The sequence below is a fragment of the Sphaerisporangium sp. NPDC088356 genome (assembly GCF_040685555.1).
Taxonomy (GTDB): Bacteria; Actinomycetota; Actinomycetes; order Streptosporangiales; family Streptosporangiaceae; genus Sphaerisporangium.
This window is the reverse complement of sequence record NZ_JBFBIK010000062.1, coordinates 15,733-30,838: the sequence shown is the minus strand read 5'-3', so window position 1 is coordinate 30,838 and position 15,106 is coordinate 15,733. Positions and strand designations below refer to the sequence as shown.

Annotated in this window: 14 protein-coding genes; 6 read left to right on the top strand and 8 right to left on the bottom strand. The window is 71.3% G+C overall.

The window, feature by feature from the left end:
* The first annotated feature begins 50 nt into the window (after positions 1–50).
* From AB0O34_RS22415 to AB0O34_RS22400, 4 genes are read left to right on the top strand one after another with little or no spacing between them, the layout of a single operon-like run.
* Positions 51–917: a BTAD domain-containing putative transcriptional regulator gene (locus AB0O34_RS22415; RefSeq protein WP_363918208.1), complete on the top strand. Its 867-nt coding sequence runs from the start codon at positions 51–53 to the stop codon at positions 915–917.
* A complete protein-coding gene (locus AB0O34_RS22410; protein ID WP_363918228.1) occupies positions 869–3,319 on the top strand; it encodes an AAA family ATPase in 2,451 nt (816 codons plus the stop codon). The genes AB0O34_RS22415 and AB0O34_RS22410 overlap by 49 nt, the downstream gene beginning before the upstream one ends.
* A 45-nt stretch (positions 3,320–3,364) precedes the next feature.
* Complete coding sequence (locus AB0O34_RS22405; protein WP_363918206.1) at positions 3,365–4,009, top strand: hemerythrin domain-containing protein; 645 nt, start codon at positions 3,365–3,367, stop codon at positions 4,007–4,009.
* Positions 4,009–4,935: a hypothetical protein gene (locus AB0O34_RS22400; protein ID WP_363918204.1), complete on the top strand. Its 927-nt coding sequence runs from the start codon at positions 4,009–4,011 to the stop codon at positions 4,933–4,935. Before AB0O34_RS22405 ends, AB0O34_RS22400 begins: the two co-directional genes overlap by 1 nt.
* Before the next feature lie 142 nt (positions 4,936–5,077).
* Here AB0O34_RS22400 and AB0O34_RS22395 read toward each other — a convergent pair whose 3' ends face one another.
* Entirely contained in the window at positions 5,078–5,464 is a 387-nt protein-coding gene (locus AB0O34_RS22395; protein WP_363918202.1) for a hypothetical protein, read from the bottom strand.
* A 452-nt stretch (positions 5,465–5,916) separates the two neighbouring features.
* Between AB0O34_RS22395 and AB0O34_RS22390 the strand changes: the two genes are divergently transcribed.
* Both AB0O34_RS22390 and AB0O34_RS22385 read left to right on the top strand, forming a co-directional pair.
* The gene (locus AB0O34_RS22390) at positions 5,917–6,771 is read left to right on the top strand and encodes a hypothetical protein (RefSeq protein ID WP_363918200.1); all 855 of its coding nucleotides are present in this window, start codon (positions 5,917–5,919) and stop codon (positions 6,769–6,771) included.
* Between the two features lie 77 nt (positions 6,772–6,848).
* Positions 6,849–7,424 (top strand): pyridoxamine 5'-phosphate oxidase family protein, encoded by a 576-nt coding sequence (locus AB0O34_RS22385; protein WP_363918198.1) that lies wholly within the window; start codon positions 6,849–6,851, stop codon positions 7,422–7,424.
* A 143-nt stretch (positions 7,425–7,567) separates the two neighbouring features.
* Here the strand turns inward: AB0O34_RS22385 and AB0O34_RS22380 are convergent, their stop codons facing one another.
* From AB0O34_RS22380 to AB0O34_RS22350, 7 genes are all read right to left on the bottom strand, one after another.
* Positions 7,568–7,708, bottom strand: a complete 141-nt coding sequence (locus AB0O34_RS22380) for a hypothetical protein (protein ID WP_363918196.1) — start codon at positions 7,706–7,708, stop codon at positions 7,568–7,570.
* A 107-nt stretch (positions 7,709–7,815) separates the two neighbouring features.
* A complete protein-coding gene (htpX, locus tag AB0O34_RS22375; protein ID WP_363918194.1) occupies positions 7,816–8,667 on the bottom strand; it encodes a zinc metalloprotease HtpX in 852 nt (283 codons plus the stop codon).
* 92 nt (positions 8,668–8,759) lie between these two features.
* Complete coding sequence (locus AB0O34_RS22370; protein WP_363918192.1) at positions 8,760–10,295, bottom strand: NADH-quinone oxidoreductase subunit N; 1,536 nt, start codon at positions 10,293–10,295, stop codon at positions 8,760–8,762.
* The gene (locus AB0O34_RS22365; protein WP_363918190.1) at positions 10,292–12,196 is read right to left on the bottom strand and encodes an NADH-quinone oxidoreductase subunit M; all 1,905 of its coding nucleotides are present in this window, start codon (positions 12,194–12,196) and stop codon (positions 10,292–10,294) included. Before AB0O34_RS22365 ends, AB0O34_RS22370 begins: the two co-directional genes overlap by 4 nt.
* Positions 12,193–14,133, bottom strand: a complete 1,941-nt coding sequence (locus tag AB0O34_RS22360; protein WP_363918188.1) for an NADH-quinone oxidoreductase subunit L — start codon at positions 14,131–14,133, stop codon at positions 12,193–12,195. The genes AB0O34_RS22365 and AB0O34_RS22360 overlap by 4 nt, the downstream gene beginning before the upstream one ends.
* Complete coding sequence (nuoK, locus tag AB0O34_RS22355) at positions 14,130–14,495, bottom strand: NADH-quinone oxidoreductase subunit NuoK (protein ID WP_363918186.1); 366 nt, start codon at positions 14,493–14,495, stop codon at positions 14,130–14,132. The genes AB0O34_RS22360 and nuoK overlap by 4 nt, the downstream gene beginning before the upstream one ends.
* A 1-nt stretch (position 14,496) precedes the next feature.
* On the bottom strand, positions 14,497–15,027 hold the full coding sequence (locus tag AB0O34_RS22350) for an NADH-quinone oxidoreductase subunit J (protein WP_363918226.1): 531 nt from the start codon (positions 15,025–15,027) through the stop codon (positions 14,497–14,499).
* Positions 15,028–15,106 lie beyond the last annotated feature (79 nt).

The following is a 15,106-nucleotide window of genomic DNA, read 5'->3' as shown; positions in this document are numbered from 1 at the left end:
GAAAGGCGCCTCCCTACCATTGGCCTGTGCGGCTGAACGTCCTCGGACCCATGGAACTCATCGTGGCCGGGCAGGCCATTCCGGCCGGACCGCCGAAGCAGCGAGCCCTCCTGGCCCTCCTCGCGATGCACGCCGACCGCGTGCTCCCCGCGGACCTCCTGGTCGACCGGCTGTGGTCCGGCAACCCGCCGGCCAGCGCCCAGGGGAGCATGCAGGTCTATGTCTCCAACCTGCGCCGCCGGCTGGAGCCCGACCGGCGTCCGGGCACGACCCCGACCGTCCTGGTCAGCGCCGCCGACGGGTACGGCCTGATGACCGGCGGGCTCGGCCTCGACACGAGGGACTTCGAGACGCTCGTGTCGGCCGGGTCCGGCCATCTGGCCGAGGGACGCCACGAGGAGGCGGCGGCCGCCCTCGCCGAGGCGCTCGGCCTGTGGCGGGGCGACCCGTACGCGGACGTGCGTTCCGAGGAGTGGGCGCAGCCAGAGATCGGCCGTCTGGAACAGGTGCGGCTGGATGTGGTTGAGGGGCTGGCCACGGCCCTGCTGGAGCTGGGCCGCCACACGGACGTGGTCGCGCGGCTGGACCCCTTCGTCCGCGAACACCCCCTGCGGGAGCGTGCCTGGGAACTGCTGGTGCTGGCCCACTACCGGGCGGACCGGCAGGCGGCGGCCCTCGAATGCCTGCGCAGGGTGCGGGAGGTGCTCGCCGGGGAACTGGGCATCGACCCCGGGCCGCGGCTGCGGGAGCTCGAAGGGCGGTGCTGCGCCAGGACGCCACGCTGCTCCCGCCGGAGCGGCCCGCCACGCCGCAGGCCCCCCAGCGGCCTCTGGCACGGACGACGGCACGCAGGGCTCCCGAGCCCGCGGTGGACCAGCCGGTCTTCGTCGGCCGCGAGAGCGCGCTGGAGTTCCTGAACGAGGCGGCGAAGGCGTCGTCCGCCACCGGGCAGGTCGTGCTGGTGGACGGCGAGCCGGGCGTCGGCAAGACGAGCCTGCTGAAGCGGTTCCGCGCGACCGCCGACGTGCCGGTCGGCTGGGGGTCGAGTCCCGACCACGAGACCGCGCCCGCCCTGTGGCCCTGGGAACGGGTCCTGCGCGCCCTCGCCGCCGCGGCCCCGGAGGCCGTCCTGCCCGACGAGGTGGGCACGTTCCTGTCGGGCGGGCTGGAGGCGATCCCGGCGTCCGACGCGCAGGGGGCGCGGCTGCGGTTCTTCGAGGCGGTCGGCACGTTCCTGGCCGGCGTCGGCCCGGTGATCGTCGTGCTGGAGGACATCCACGCGGCCGACGACGCGACGCTGCGGCTGCTGGTCCACGTGGCGTCCACCGCCCGGCCGGGCCTGCTGCTGGTGGCGACCTTCCGGCGGCACGAGGCGTCGGCGCTCACCGCCACGCTGTCGGCGCTGTCGCGGCTCGGCGCGCGCAGGCTCGGGCTCGACGGGCTCGCCACCGAGGAGGTCCGCGCGCTCGTCCGGGAGTTGTCCGGCCGCGACCCGGGCAGCCACAAGGCCGAGGAGCTGCGCGGGCGCACCGCCGGGAACCCGTTCTTCCTCGCGGAGCTGGCCCGGGCGGGCGAGGAGCTGCCGCAGGGCGTGCTGGACGTCGTGCTGCACCGGGTGGCGGGCCTGGGGGAGGAGGCGGCCCGCATGCTGGAGCTCGCCGCCGTGATGGGTGACGAGTTCGAGGCGGGCGTCCTGGCCCAGGTCGCGGGCGGCACGGTCGGCGACCTGCTGCCGCCGCTCGAGGCGGCCCTCGACGCGGGGCTGATCCGGGAGTCGTCGTACCGGCTGGGCGTGTACGAGTTCGCGCACGCCCTGGTGACCGACGCGTTGCTGTCGCGCCGGTCGCGGCTGTGGCGGGCGGGCGTGCACGAGCAGGTCGCGGGAGTCCTCACCCGCGTCCACGGGGACCGGGACGACCGCGCGGCGGTGATCGCGCGGCACTGGCTGGCGGCGGCGGAGCTGGGCGCGGGGCCCGCCCGCATGGCGATGGACTACTCCGCCCGCGCCGCGCGGGCGTCCCTGCGGCGGCACGCGCCCGACGACGCGGCCGTGTCGTGGCAGGAGGCGCTGGCGGCGGCCGAGCTGGCCGGGGCCGGCGCGGTCGAGCGGTTCGAGCTCGCCGTCGGGCTGGCAGAAAGCCGCTACGCCGCCGGGCGGTTCGACGAGGGCTACGAGGCGGTCGAGCAGGCGCTCGCCATGGCCGGCGCCGACCTGGACAAAGCCGTCAGGGCCGCCGACATCGCGATGGGACACGGCGTCTGGGTGCCTTTCCGGTACGGCCTTGACGTGGCCGCCGTGCGGGACTCGACGGACCGGGCCGTGCGAGAGCTGCCGCCGTCCACACCTGCCTGGGCGACGGCACAGGCCGTCCGGGCCGTCGTGCTCGCCCAGACCGGTCGCGAGGCTGAGGTCGGCCCGGTCTCGTCGCAGGCCGTGGCGGCGGCCGAGCGCCTGGACGACCCCGCCCTGCTGCGGCGCGTGCTCCACCTGCGGCTGCTCGCCATGCAGGGACAGGACTTCATCGAGCAGCGCGCCGAGACCGCGTGGCGCCTGCTGGCGGAGCCGGACCTGTCGTCCCAGCTCAGGGTGATCGCACAGCTCCACCTCGTCATTCATCTCGTGGAGCACGGCAGGGTGCCGCAGGCCCGTGCGCTGCTGACGGAGATCGACGCGCTGCTGCGCGACCTGCACAGTCCCACGCTGGCGCTGCAAGCGGCGGTGGCGCACGTGGGGCTCGACCTGTTCCAGGGCGTGCCGGACCCGGCCCGCCACTTCGAACCCGTCAGGGCGACGCTGTCGTTCGCCGATGTCGCGTACTTCGAGGCGAGCATGCTCGCCGTACGGGCCGAGACGCTCATTCACGAGGACCGCCTCGGCGAGGAGGCGGCATGGGTCGAGGAGATGTTCCGGCGTACCGGCCTGGCAGGGGTCGCCTATGTCCTGGCGTACGCGCTGGCGGACCTGGGCGAGCACGAGCGCGCGCGGCGGCTCCTGCGTGAGACCCCTTCGCCGCCGCGTGACTACGACTGGGCGATAGCCACCATGTGCCGGCTGCACGCGGCGATCCGGCTCGGCGACCTGGACGTCGCGCGGGAGGTCTTTGACGCGTTCCGTCCCTTCGCCGGGCTGCTGCTCGTGAACGGCACGTGCACCACCGTCGACGGGGCGTACGACGGCCACATGGGAGAGGCGCTGCTGGCGCTCGGGGACCGCGAGGGGGCGCGGGCCCACCTGCGGGAGGCGGTGCGCCTGCTGGAGCAGGCGGGCGGGGGCTACTGGCTGACAAGGGCCCGACAAGCCCTCGACAAGTGCACGTAGGGGCAGGTGGCGCACTCTGTTTCCGACAAGTGAGGAAACAGACTGATGATCACACCAGTACACCTGACCGGCTTCCTGATGATGCACGCCGGTTTCCGCGCCGAGTTCGGCCGCCTGGCCGAGGTGTGCGGCAACCCGCGCGACGACGCGCACGAGGAGCTGCTGGAGGAGCAGCTCGCGCTCGTGCTGGACATGCTGCACGCCCACCACTCGCACGAGGACGACGTCCTGTGGCCCACGCTCGTCGGCCGCGCCCCGGAGGCGGCGGACGTGCTGGCCGAGCTGGAGTCCGAGCACTCCGTACTCGACCCGCTCATCGCGGCCGCCTCCGATCGCGGGGTGCCCCTGGCCGAGCGTGCGCCCACCCTGCGGCGGCTGCACGAGCTCGTCAACGAGCACCTCGACCACGAGGAGCGGATCGCCGTGCCGCTCATGCTCCGCCACCTCACCCTCGACGACGTCGAGGCCGACAAACGCCAGGCGATGGACGACTTCGGCCGCCGCCGGGTCCCCGTCATCTTCGGCTGGCTCGCCTCGAGTGCGGACGCCGACCTGCTCGCGGCGTCGTACGCCGGCCTGCCCGTCGTGGCCCGGCTCATGTTCCGCCTGTTCTGGTGGCCGGCCTACCGGCGCCGCTTCACCCGCCTGTACGGCGCCACCGCCCCCGCAAACGCTCTCTTGGAGTCGTGATGACCACTTCCGCATCGACCACGTGGCCGCGCGAGGCGGCCGAGATCTTCGACCGCGCCACGGTCTGCGAGTACGCCTCGCTCACCCGCGACGGCCGGCCCGTCACCTGGCCCGTCACGCCGTACGTCGGCGCGGGCGGCACGCTCGATCTGAGCACCGGGCTCACCTATCCCGGCAAGGCCGAGCGCGCCCGGCGCGACCCGCGCGTCGCGCTGCTCTACTCCAGCGCCGAGGGCACCGAACTGGACCGGGCACCCATCGTCCTCGTGCAGGGCCGGGCGACCGTACGCGACGCGGATCTGCAGGCCAACACCGACCGGTACGTCCGCGAGTCGCTCGCCAAGACCGGTGCCGGGTTCGCCGGGATGCCGTGGTTCCTGGTGAAGCGGCTGGGGTGGTATTTCGCCCGCATCTGGGTGGAGGTCACCCCCGAGAGGATCGTCTGGTGGCCCGAGGGCGACCTGTCCAGGACGCCCGGGGTTTGGACGGGCCCGGGGGACGTCGCGGTCCCCGCCTCCGATCCCGCCCCCACGGGCCCCCGGCTGCCGAGCCGGTTGGCCCCGCCGGCGGACTGGCGGCCCTTCGCCGGCCGCGCGGCACGCCTGGGCGAGCCCGTCGTCACCATGGTCGCCGACGGCATGCCGCTGGCCGTGCGCACCCGCTCCGCCGTACGCACCGAGGCCGGCTTCGACCTGCGGCTGCCCGCGGGCGTCCAGGCGGCCGAGGGGCCGGTGTGCCTGACCTTCCACCGCCATGGCCCGGCCATGGAGTGGCAGGAGAACGTGGTGCTCGTCGGGACCGCGACCGGAGACGGCGACCGGCTGAGCGTGCAGATCGAGCGGGCCCTGAACGACTGGAGCCTGTCCGGGAACCGCCGCGGAACCGCTCGTTCCTCGGCCAGGGCAGGATGCTCAGGAAGCGCCTGAAGGCCGAGGCCGCCCGCCGCGGCCAGCCCGTCCCCCGCGTCCGCCGCCCCACGCCCGGCTCCGTCCGCGAATCCGCCGGAGCGTGACGGCCTGCGGCGGGTACGGTCCAGCCATGAGCGCGAGGTCCGTTGCCGAAACGCCGTCAGGGGATGGGGTCGATCATTATTCGGGGGTCGAGGAGGGTCAGCTGGTCGCCTCGGTCGGTGAGGATGGGCCAGTGGGTGTTGCGGGCGCACCACACCACGTGGCCGGCGACCACGTCGTTGGCGCCGTCCAGCAGCTCGCCGATGTCGGGCGCCTTGCCGGCCGTCAGGTCGTCGACGGTGACTCCCGGCCCCATGATCAGGTCGAACAGCTCGGCCTGGGTGTCGAGCGGCGCGATGGAGTACACGGCGGCCAGCGCGGTCGACGGCACACAAAGGCCACCTCCCCGGTAGAGGCACATCGCCACGACATGGCGCGAGTACCGCGTCTTGGCGACGGCGATGTCCACCAGCGCGCTGACGTCGAGGACGCGTCCAGGGATCATGACACCCGGGTCCGGGTCATGGGCGGGCGGCCGGCCTGCGCCCCTCAAGGTGCGCCTGTCGCATCAGAGCCTCGGTCTGGACGTCGTTCAGTCTGATGGTGAAGGAGGAGTGCCCCATACCGCGACGGTAGACGCCGGATGCCCGGCAAGCACCCCTTTCGCCGTCGGCGTCTCCCGGGAATTCCGCCCACTTCGGTCGTACGAACGGGCGTGGCGGTGACGCCGAATCGTGACTCAACCTTTCACGCGTTCATGGCATCTATTGAAAGTGACGAAAGGATCGCGCCATGAAGCACGCGCGCATGTTCACCCTCCTCGCGATGGCCGCCGCGGTCACCATAGCGAGCCCGGCGGAGGCGCAAGCGGGAGCCACCTCCGCCAAAAACACCATAAACACTACTAAAGCGGTACGTTATGCCTCGTTGAACGGTTGCCTGAAGAAGGATTACCTCGTGCCGTGTGGCACGTGGGAGTTGACTCTTCGAAGCGGGAAGACCGTCAAGCTCGCCGACGCCACCGTCTTGCCGAGGGACGCCAAGGGCAAGGTCGACAAGGAGAGCAGCGCGCCGATCGCGGTCAGCGGGGACGGTACGCGGGTCGTGTACTTCCGCGAGTCCGACCGCAAGCTGGTCTGGAAGGACGTGCTCAGCGGCAAGGTGCACAGCCTGCCCGGCACGACCGCGAAGGTACCCAAGGGCCTCGGCATGACCGACGTCGACCCCACCCTGTCCCCCAGCGGTGACGTGGTGGTCCTCGACTACACCGACGACTCCGGCGAGCGGCCCACGCTCGCCGTCCACCTGGGAAGCGGCGACGTCGCGAAGCTGCCCGGCGGGGACAGCGTGCAGGGCTTCAGCCCCGACGGCCGTCGGATCCTCGTCTCGCGGTACACCGGCGACAACACGACCGAGTTCGCGGTCTACGACACCAACGGCGAGCAGGGGGAGAGCCGCGAGGTGCCGCAGGTCGTGTCGAACAACTCGCCGGTCGCGCTGGCGGACGACGGAGTGACCGTGGGTGTGGTGATCACCCCCTCCTCCGGCAAGCCCCGCCTGAGGCAGTACGACCTGTCGACGGACTCGGTCTCTCCGGCCATCGACCTCGGGATCACCTCGAAGGAAAGCGCGTACCGGATCTCCTGGGACGACTCCGGCAAGCTCGCGCTCTGGCACCTGCGGACCACGGACGACGGTACGGTCACGCGGGCGACGATCAGCACCGTGGATCCGTCCACGGGTGACCTCGCCAAGGTCGACTCGTTCAAGGTACGGACCGGCCTGTGGACCTGGTGGTTGCCCGGGGAGTGACCAGCGGCTCAGAAAGCCCTCCGCTTGGCTGGGAAAACCCTCCGAGTAAAGTCCATATAGCGGGGCTAGGAGGGAAAATGGGCAAGGTCCATGAGAAGTTGAACGACCGGCTGCGCGCGTTCATCTCCAAGCAGCCGGTCTACTTCGTCGCGACGGCTCCCGAGCGAGGCGGGCACGTCAACGTCTCCCCCAAGGGGTACGCCGACACGTTCGCCGTGCTGGACGACACCACGGTCGCCTACCTCGACCTCGACGGCAGCGGCGTGGAGACCATCGCCCACATCCGCGACAACGGCCGCGTGACCATCATGTTCGCCGCGTTCGCCGGCCCGCCCAACATCGTTCGCCTGTACGGGCGGGGCCGGGTCGTCACCCCGCACGACGACGGTTTCGACGATCTCGTCAAGCTGTTCGGCCCCCACCCGGGCGTACGGTCCGTCATCGTCGTCGAGTGCGACCGCATCTCCGACTCGTGCGGGTACTCCGTCCCGTTCATGAGCTTCGACGAGGAGCGCCCGCTGCTCGACCAGTGGGCACAACGCAAGGACGTCCAGCAGAAGTACGCCTACCGCGCCAAGAACAACCGGGAGAGCATCGACGGCCTGCCGGGTCTGACCGCCGACGAGACCGACCCGGTCGACCGGCACTCCTGACACGACGACCGGCCACCCGCCCACACGGGCCGCATGGAGACCGCGTTCGCCGCTCCTAGCCTTGGGAGTGGTACGCGAACAGCGCGATGGTGGTCGCGACCGCGGCCACCGCGACCAGCGCGGCGAGGATCTTCAGCGATCGGTCATGGACGGCCTGCGCCCCGCCGCCCGATAAAGCCGATGAAACCGATGAAACCGATGCAGCCGTCGATCGAACGGACCAAACCGATGACACAGCCGGTCAAGCCGATGGACTCGCCCCGGAGCTTGTCGATGAGTCCCAAGATTGTCCCCCAGACCGCATGGCACATTTCATGACAGCGTCCGGCAGACCCTAGCAAGGCACTCTTTACTCGGGTGATTGGTTTGCGTAAGCGCTATGAATCGCTCGTCAGCGGCGGTAGCCGGCCAGGCGTTCCAGGCGGGCGACGCGGGCGGCCGTGGAGGGATGGGTCGAGAACAGCCTGCCGACCCCCGCTCCGCGAAAGGGATTGGCGATCATGAGGTGGGAGGCCGAGGTCAGGCGGCTCTCCTCGGGAAGCGGGAGCCTGCGCGTCCCCAGCTCGATCTTGCGCAGCGCCGAGGCGAGCCCCAGCGGGTCACCGGTGAGCATGGCCCCCGACTCGTCGGCGTGGAACTCCCTGGACCGGGAGATCGCCATCTGGATCATGCCGGCGGCGATCGGGCCGAGGATCATCATCAGCAGAGCGCCGATGTAGCCGGGCCCCTCGTCGTCGTCGGAGCCGCCGAAGAAGACGGCGATGTAGCTGCAGTACGTGATGATCGTGGCGAGCGCCGCCGCGACCGAGGAGATGAGGATGTCGCGGTTGTAGACGTGCGACAGCTCGTGGGCGATCACGCCCCTGAGCTCCCGCTCGTCCAGCATCTGCAGGATGCCGTAGGTGACGCAGATCGACGCCCTGCGCGGGTTGCGCCCGGTGGCGAAGGCGTTGGGCTGCATGGTGGGCGAGATGTGGAGCCGCGGCATGGGCTGCCGCGCGTCCGTCGAGAGCTCCCGGACGATGCGGTACAACGCGGGCTGCTCGACCTCGCTCACCGGCCGCGCCCGCATGGCGGACAGGGCGATGCGGTCGGAGAAGAAGTAGGCGATGCCGTTGGTCAGCAGAGCGATCAGGACGGCCAGCTGCACACCACGGGAGCCTCCGAGCCACGCTCCCGCCGCCAGGATCAGAGCGGACAGGGCGCCCAGAAGGACGGCGGTACGCAGGCCGTTGTTGTGCACGCTTCCCCCTCTCGGATGCTGCGCTCTTCCCTGGCAACGTTCGCGGCCTGCTCAAACGTTCCCATCCCTGGTCAGGCTAGGGGGGGCGCACGTCAGCCGACGGCGGACAGGACCAGCTGCGGCGCGACGGAGAAGGCCAGCGAGATCAGGAGCGCCACTGCCACGGCGATGGTCACCGGCCGTGCGGGGAGGCGTCGCCCAGGCACGGGGACGGCTGCGAGGGCAGGGGCGGGGGTGAACAGGCGGGCGGTCCAGGCGATGTAGTAGTAGAGCCCTATGACGGTGTTGACCGCCATGACCACGGCCAGCCATCCCACGCCACCGTGGACGATCTCACGGAAGACGACGATCTTGGCGAAGAGCCCGGCGAGCCCCGGTGGCAGCCCGGCCAGGCAGATCAGGAAGAACGCGAGCGCGAGCGCCGGAGCGGGGCTTCGGAACGCCAGCCCCCGGTAGTCGTCCAGCTCGTTCCGCTGACTGGTACGGCTCACCAGCATCACAACGGCGAAGGCCCCGGCGTTCATCGCCGCGTAGATCGCCAGGTACGCGATGGAGGCCGGCGCGGCCGACTTCCCCGCCACGCCGAGCGGGGCGAGGATGTACCCGGACTGCGCGACCGACGACCACGCCAGCAGCCGTACGGCATGGCGTTGCCGCAGGGCCAGCAGGTTGCCCACGGTCATGGTGAGCGCGGCGAGAACGGCCACGATCGGCGCCCAGAGCCGCGCCTGGCCCGCCAGCGCGATCGTCAGCACGACGATCAGACCGGCGAACCCCGCGGCCTTGGAGATCACCGACAGCAGCGCCGCCACCGGGACGGGCGCGCCCTGGTAGACGTCCCCGGCCCAGAAGTGGAAGGGGACGGCGGCCACCTTGAACGCGAACCCGGCGAGCACGAGCACGACGGCGACCGTCAGCACCCCGCTGGGCACGCCGGCGGGCAGGGCGGCGGGCAGGCCGGCCAGCGCCTCCGCGCCCTGTGCGGCTGTTGGTGGGCCGCTGAGCCTGGCGGCGATGCGGTCGAGATGGACCGAACCGGTCAGGCCGTACAGGAGCGAGACGCCGAAGAGCATGACCGCCGTGGAGATGACCGAGACGAGGAACAGCTTCAGCGCCGCCTCGGAACCGCGGGCGTCGTACCGCTTCAGGGCCGTCAGCGCGAAGACCGGAAGCGAGACGAGCTCCAGCGCGACGACCAGCATGATCAGGTCGCGGGACGCGGGGAGCGTGACGGCACCGGTCAGCGTGCACAACAGCAGGAAGTACCACTCACCTGCGGGGATGCCGCCTTCGGCCAGCTGCGTCCACGACAGGAGGACCACCACCACGGCGGCGGCCAGCACCACGGCCCCGAAGACGAGCGTCAGGTCGTCGACGACGAACGAGCAGGACGGCGGCACGCCCGCGACATCGGCGGGGACGCAGAACGTACGCGGCCGGGAGCCCTGTACGGCCTGCGTCAGGACGGTCGCCAGGGCGGCCAGCACGCCGGCCAGCGTGACCAGGCCGAGCGTGGGGAGGGTGCGGGGCGTACGCGGCAGGAACGCGTCGAGCAGCAGCACCAGCCCGGCCACCACCGCCAGGATCAAGGGTGGCGCGATCGCCGCGTAGTCGATGGACTGGATCATGGCACCCCCAGGAAGGCCCGGACCGCCGGATCGGTCACGGCGAGAAGCGCCTTGGGCCACAGCCCCAGCGCCACCGTGAGGACGATCAAGGGGGTCCAGGCGGCGAGCTCGTACGGGGTCACATCGCGCAGCCGCCCGAACCGGAGGCCGGAACCCGAACCGGCGGACGCACCCGCGGGGACGGGAACGCCCTCCTCGGGGCGGGGCCCGGGGTGGGTGGACTCGGCGGTTTCGGTTGCCACGGGTTCCACCGGGAGCTCGGAACCCTCCTCCTCCGGGAGCTCCCAGGTGGCCCTCTCAGGCACTTCCGGGGTACGGACGCGGGGCTCCTCGCCGGCCTCGGCGGTCTCGACGAGCGGCTCCTCCGGGGTTACGAGCCGCTCCTCGCGGGTGACGAGTCGCTCCTCCGGGGTTACGGGCTCGGGGGCGGGTTCGTCCGGCCTGCCGTGGGTGACGCGGGAGAGCATCAGGAGGAAGTACGCGGCGGTCAGCACGGTGCCGATGCCGCCGATGACCATGAAGACGAGGAAGAGCGGCCGGGACAGGCCGGGAGCCGGGTGGAAGGCGCCGAGCAGCGCGAGCATCTCCCCGTAGAACCCCGCGAGCCCGGGCAGTCCGAGCGAGGCGACGCACGCGAACGTCAGCAGGGATCCCAGGTACGGCAGGCGGGCCAGCATGCCGCCTCCCAGCCGGGACATCTCCGCCGTGCCGTACCGCTCCTTGATCGCCCCGGCGATGAAGAACAGCAGTCCGGTGATCAACCCGTGGGCGACATTTCCGAACAGGGCGGCGTTCATCCCGACAGGCGTCAGCGTCGCCAGCCCCAGCAGGACGAACCCCATGTGGCCCACGGACGAGTACGCGATCATGCGCTTGAGGTCACGTTGCGCCAGGCAGGCCAGCGACCCGTACACGATCCCCACGACGGCGAAGGCCCCAAGCCAGGGGGCGAGCACGGCAGCCCCCTCGGGAAGGACGGGGATCGCGATGCGCGCGAAGCCGTACGTTCCCATCTTGAGCAGCACGCCCGCGAGCAGCACCGATCCGACCGTCGGGGCCTCGGTGTGGGCGGCGGGGAGCCAGGTGTGCAGCGGCCACATCGGCGCCTTGACGGCCAGGCCCGCGCCCACCGCGAGGAACGCCAGGATTTGCGCCGCCCTCGGTATCCCGGCGCCGTGCGAGCCCGCCAGCCTGACCATGTCGAGCGTGCCGGTGTGGGCCCAGATCAGGAGCAGTCCGAGGAGCAGTACGGCCGAGCCGAGCAGCGTGTACAGGATGAACTTGACCGCCGCCGCCCGGCGCTCCCTGCCGCCCCAGACGGCGATCACGAAGTACATCGGGATCAGCACGATTTCGAAGAAGACGAAGAACAGCAGCAGGTCGAGCGCGAGGAATGTCCCGATCATGCCGACTTCGAGTACCAGCAGCGTGAAGGCCAGCGCCCCGGACCTGCCGCCTTCCGGCTGGTGCCGTACCAGGTACAGGAAGCAGAGGAACGTCAGCAGCGCGGTGAGGACCACGAGCGGCAGCGAAATCCCGTCCACGCCCAGGTGGAACCGGAGGTCCAGGCCGGGGATCCAGGCTCGGTCGATCTCGAACTGCGCCCGCGCCGCCTGGCCGTAGTCGAAGGACCCGGCAAGCACGAGGGCCAGTACCAGCGTGACGCCGGACACCGCCGGCCCGTACCACCGCAAGGCCGTGGACGGCCCGGCAAGCCGCCGCGGTCCTGCTTTCCCCGGCGGTGTGAGCTGTGGTTCGGCTTCCTCCGGCCGGGTGAACTGCGGCTCGGTCGACTCCGGCCGGGTGAACTGCGGCTCGGTCGACTCCGGCCGGGTGAGCAGCATGAGGATGGCCGCGCCCGCCAGAGGGACGGCGAGGAGCCCGATGACGATGGCGCTCATCCGAGCACCACCGCTCCCACTGCGATGAGCAGCACGCCCGCGAGGACGCCTGTCAGGTAGAGCTGGGCGTTGCCCGTCTGCAGGCGCCGCAGGAGCCCCGAGACACCGACCGCGACGCCGCCCGAGCCGCGCACCGCGCCGTCCACGACCGTGTCATCCGTACGAGCCACCAGGCGGGCCAGCCACAGGACCGGTACGACGAAGACCCGGTAGTACACCGAATCCACGTAGAACGCCTGCTCACACGGCACCCGCAACGGCCCGAGCAGGCGAGCGGGATCGGCTGCGGGATCGGCGCGCCACGCCGCGTACACGGCACCCGCCCCGAGCAGCGCGACGAGCAGGCTGATCACCGCGGACGACCAGTCGATCAGGCCCACCCCGGTGAACCCGAGCAGCAGCGCCGGAACGGCCAGCACGCCGATCGGCCACAGCATCGACGCCGGAGCCTCACGACCGTCCCAGACGTGCGCGACCCCAGGCTCGGGCTCGGGTAGCGCGACGCTCTCGAACCGGCTCTGACCGAAGAAGGTGCGCAACCAGGCGCGGGTCGCGTACGCGCCGGTCACGGCGACGGTGAGCAGCGCGCAGCCGTACAGCAGCCAGGCCGCGGCGTCGGTCAGCGGCGCCCCCTCGGCCGCGGCGTGCTCGACGGCGGCCAGCACGGCGTCCTTGCTGAAGAACCCACTGGCGGGGGGCAGCCCCATCAGCGCGGCGAACCCGATCGTCATGGCGGGGAAGGTGACCGTCATGGAGCGCCGGAGCCCGCCCATGTCGCTCATCAGGTTCGACCCGACGGCGTGGATCACCGCTCCCGCGCAGAGGAACAGCAGCGCCTTGAACGCCCCGTGCGTGACCAGGTGGAAGATCGCCGCCTGGTCGGAACCGGCGGCGAGGGCGCCCGCCATGTACGCGAGCTGGCTGATCGTCGAGTACGCGAGCACCCGTTTCAGGTCGTCCTGGGCCAGGGCCGCCAGCGCGGCGCCCAGCATCCCGGCGGACGCCAGCACCGCGAGCAGGTCGAGGGTCGGCCCGGCGCCCAGGAAGGCCGGGTAGAGCAGGGCGACGACGAAGATGCCGGCCGCGACCATGGTTGCGGCGTGGATGAGCGCGCTGATCGGCGTGGGACCGGCCATCGCGTCCGGCAGCCAGGTGTGCAGCGGCACCTGGGCGCTCTTGCCCGCGACTCCGAGGAGGAGCAGCATCGTCGCGGTCACCAGCGTTCCGGTGGACATGGCGGGCACTTTCGCGATCACGTCATCGATCCGGAAGCTGCCGGCGGCGACGCCGAGCGTGAAGATGCCGAACAGGAACCCGACGTCGCCGACGCGCGTGACGAGGAACGCCTTCACCGCCGCCCGCGAGTTCGCCCGGTCCTCCCACCAGTGGCCGATCAGCAGGTACGAGCACAGCCCCATGATCTCCCAGCCCACGTACAGGACAAGCAGGTCACCGGCGTAGACGACGAGCAGCATGGCGCTGGTGAACAGGCTGATGAAGGCGCTGAAGGAGGGGTAGCGCGGCTCGTGGCGCATGTATCCGATCGAGTACACCTGCACGGCGAGCGCCACCACGGTCACCAGGACGGCGATGAGGGCCGGCAGGTCGTCCACGCGAAGACCCGCGGTGATCGGGATCGCACCCGTGTCGATCACCGTGAGCGTGCCTTGGACGGGAGCGGGAAGCGTGCCGGTCCGGACCGGGTGCTCCACAAAGGACGTGAACTGGCGTGGTGTGGTCGCTAGGTACGTCAGCAGCCAGATCGCCAGCCCGGTGGAGATCGCGGTGGGCAGGACGGCGATCCACGCCGCCCTCCTGTAGACGGCGGGCTCGACCGAACCGGGCGGGCCACCACCCCAGAGCCGCCGCGTCCCGAGCAGCCCTGCGACCGCTGCCAGGAACGGCAGCAGGACGACGGCTCCGGCGACTCCGATCATGGCGCACCGTCCTTTACCGGCACGGCTCCGGCGTCGGCTTCGGCTTCGGGTTCGGCGGGTTCGGCGAGATCGCGGACGTGGTCGATCTCGACGGTCTGCCGGTTGCGGAACACGGCGAGGACGATCGCCAGGCCCAGCCCGAGCTCCGCGGCGGCGATCACGATGACGAACAGGGTCAGCACCTGGCCCCCGTGGAGCACGTCCCTGAGCCATACGTCGAAGGCGACGAGGTTCAGGTTGACCGCGTTGAGCATCAGCTCCACCGACATCAGCACGAGGATCGTGTTGCGCCTGGCGAGCACGCCGTACACGCCGATCGAGAACAGCAGCGCGGCGAGCACGGCGGGATAGACGACGTGCACGTCAGTCCTTTCCGCCGATGTCGGTACGGGAGAGCACGATCGCGCCGATCAGCGCGGCGAGCAGCAGTACTGAGAGCGCCTCGAAGGGCAGCACCCAGTTCCTGAAGATGCTCGCCCCGAGCGACGCTGCGGCGCCACCACCCGGCTCCAGCGGAGCGTACGCCGTGTGGAAGCCCTCGATCACGGTGGTGACGAGAACGGCCGCCGTCGCCACCGACACCAGCAGCGCGGCCACCTTGTTACCCGAGTTCAGGTCGGTGGACGGGCCGATGGGCGCGCGGGTCAGCATGATGCCGAAGAGCAGCAGCACCACGACCGCCCCGACGTAGATCAGGACCTGGACCCAGGCCACGAACTCGGCGGTGAGCACCAGGTAGCACCCGGCCAGCGCGCCGAACGAGACGACGAGCCACAGGGCCGCGTGCACGATCTGCCGGGTGGTGACGACCAGCAGCGCCGCCCCGGCCGCCACCACACCGAGCAGCAGGAAGACGACCTCCTGCGCGGTGGGCGGCCAGAGGCCCGGCGCCACCGACGTCACGACTCCTCCTGCGCCGTGGGCGGCCAGAGGCCCGGCGCCACCGACGTCACGACTCCTCCTGCGCCGTGGG

Bases quoted from the DNA above. Each gene is read 5' to 3' on its own strand.
- AB0O34_RS22415 (WP_363918208.1), top strand. From the start codon at position 51: ATGGAACTCATCGTGGCCGGGCAGGCCATTCCGGCCGGACCGCCGAAG.
- AB0O34_RS22405 (WP_363918206.1), top strand. From the start codon at position 3,365: ATGATCACACCAGTACACCTGACCGGCTTCCTGATGATGCACGCCGGT.
- AB0O34_RS22400 (WP_363918204.1), top strand. From the start codon at position 4,009: ATGACCACTTCCGCATCGACCACGTGGCCGCGCGAGGCGGCCGAGATC.
- AB0O34_RS22395 (WP_363918202.1), bottom strand. From the start codon at position 5,464: ATGATCCCTGGACGCGTCCTCGACGTCAGCGCGCTGGTGGACATCGCC.
- AB0O34_RS22385 (WP_363918198.1), top strand. From the start codon at position 6,849: ATGGGCAAGGTCCATGAGAAGTTGAACGACCGGCTGCGCGCGTTCATC.
- AB0O34_RS22370 (WP_363918192.1), bottom strand. From the start codon at position 10,295: ATGATCCAGTCCATCGACTACGCGGCGATCGCGCCACCCTTGATCCTG.
- AB0O34_RS22365 (WP_363918190.1), bottom strand. From the start codon at position 12,196: ATGAGCGCCATCGTCATCGGGCTCCTCGCCGTCCCTCTGGCGGGCGCG.
- AB0O34_RS22360 (WP_363918188.1), bottom strand. From the start codon at position 14,133: ATGATCGGAGTCGCCGGAGCCGTCGTCCTGCTGCCGTTCCTGGCAGCG.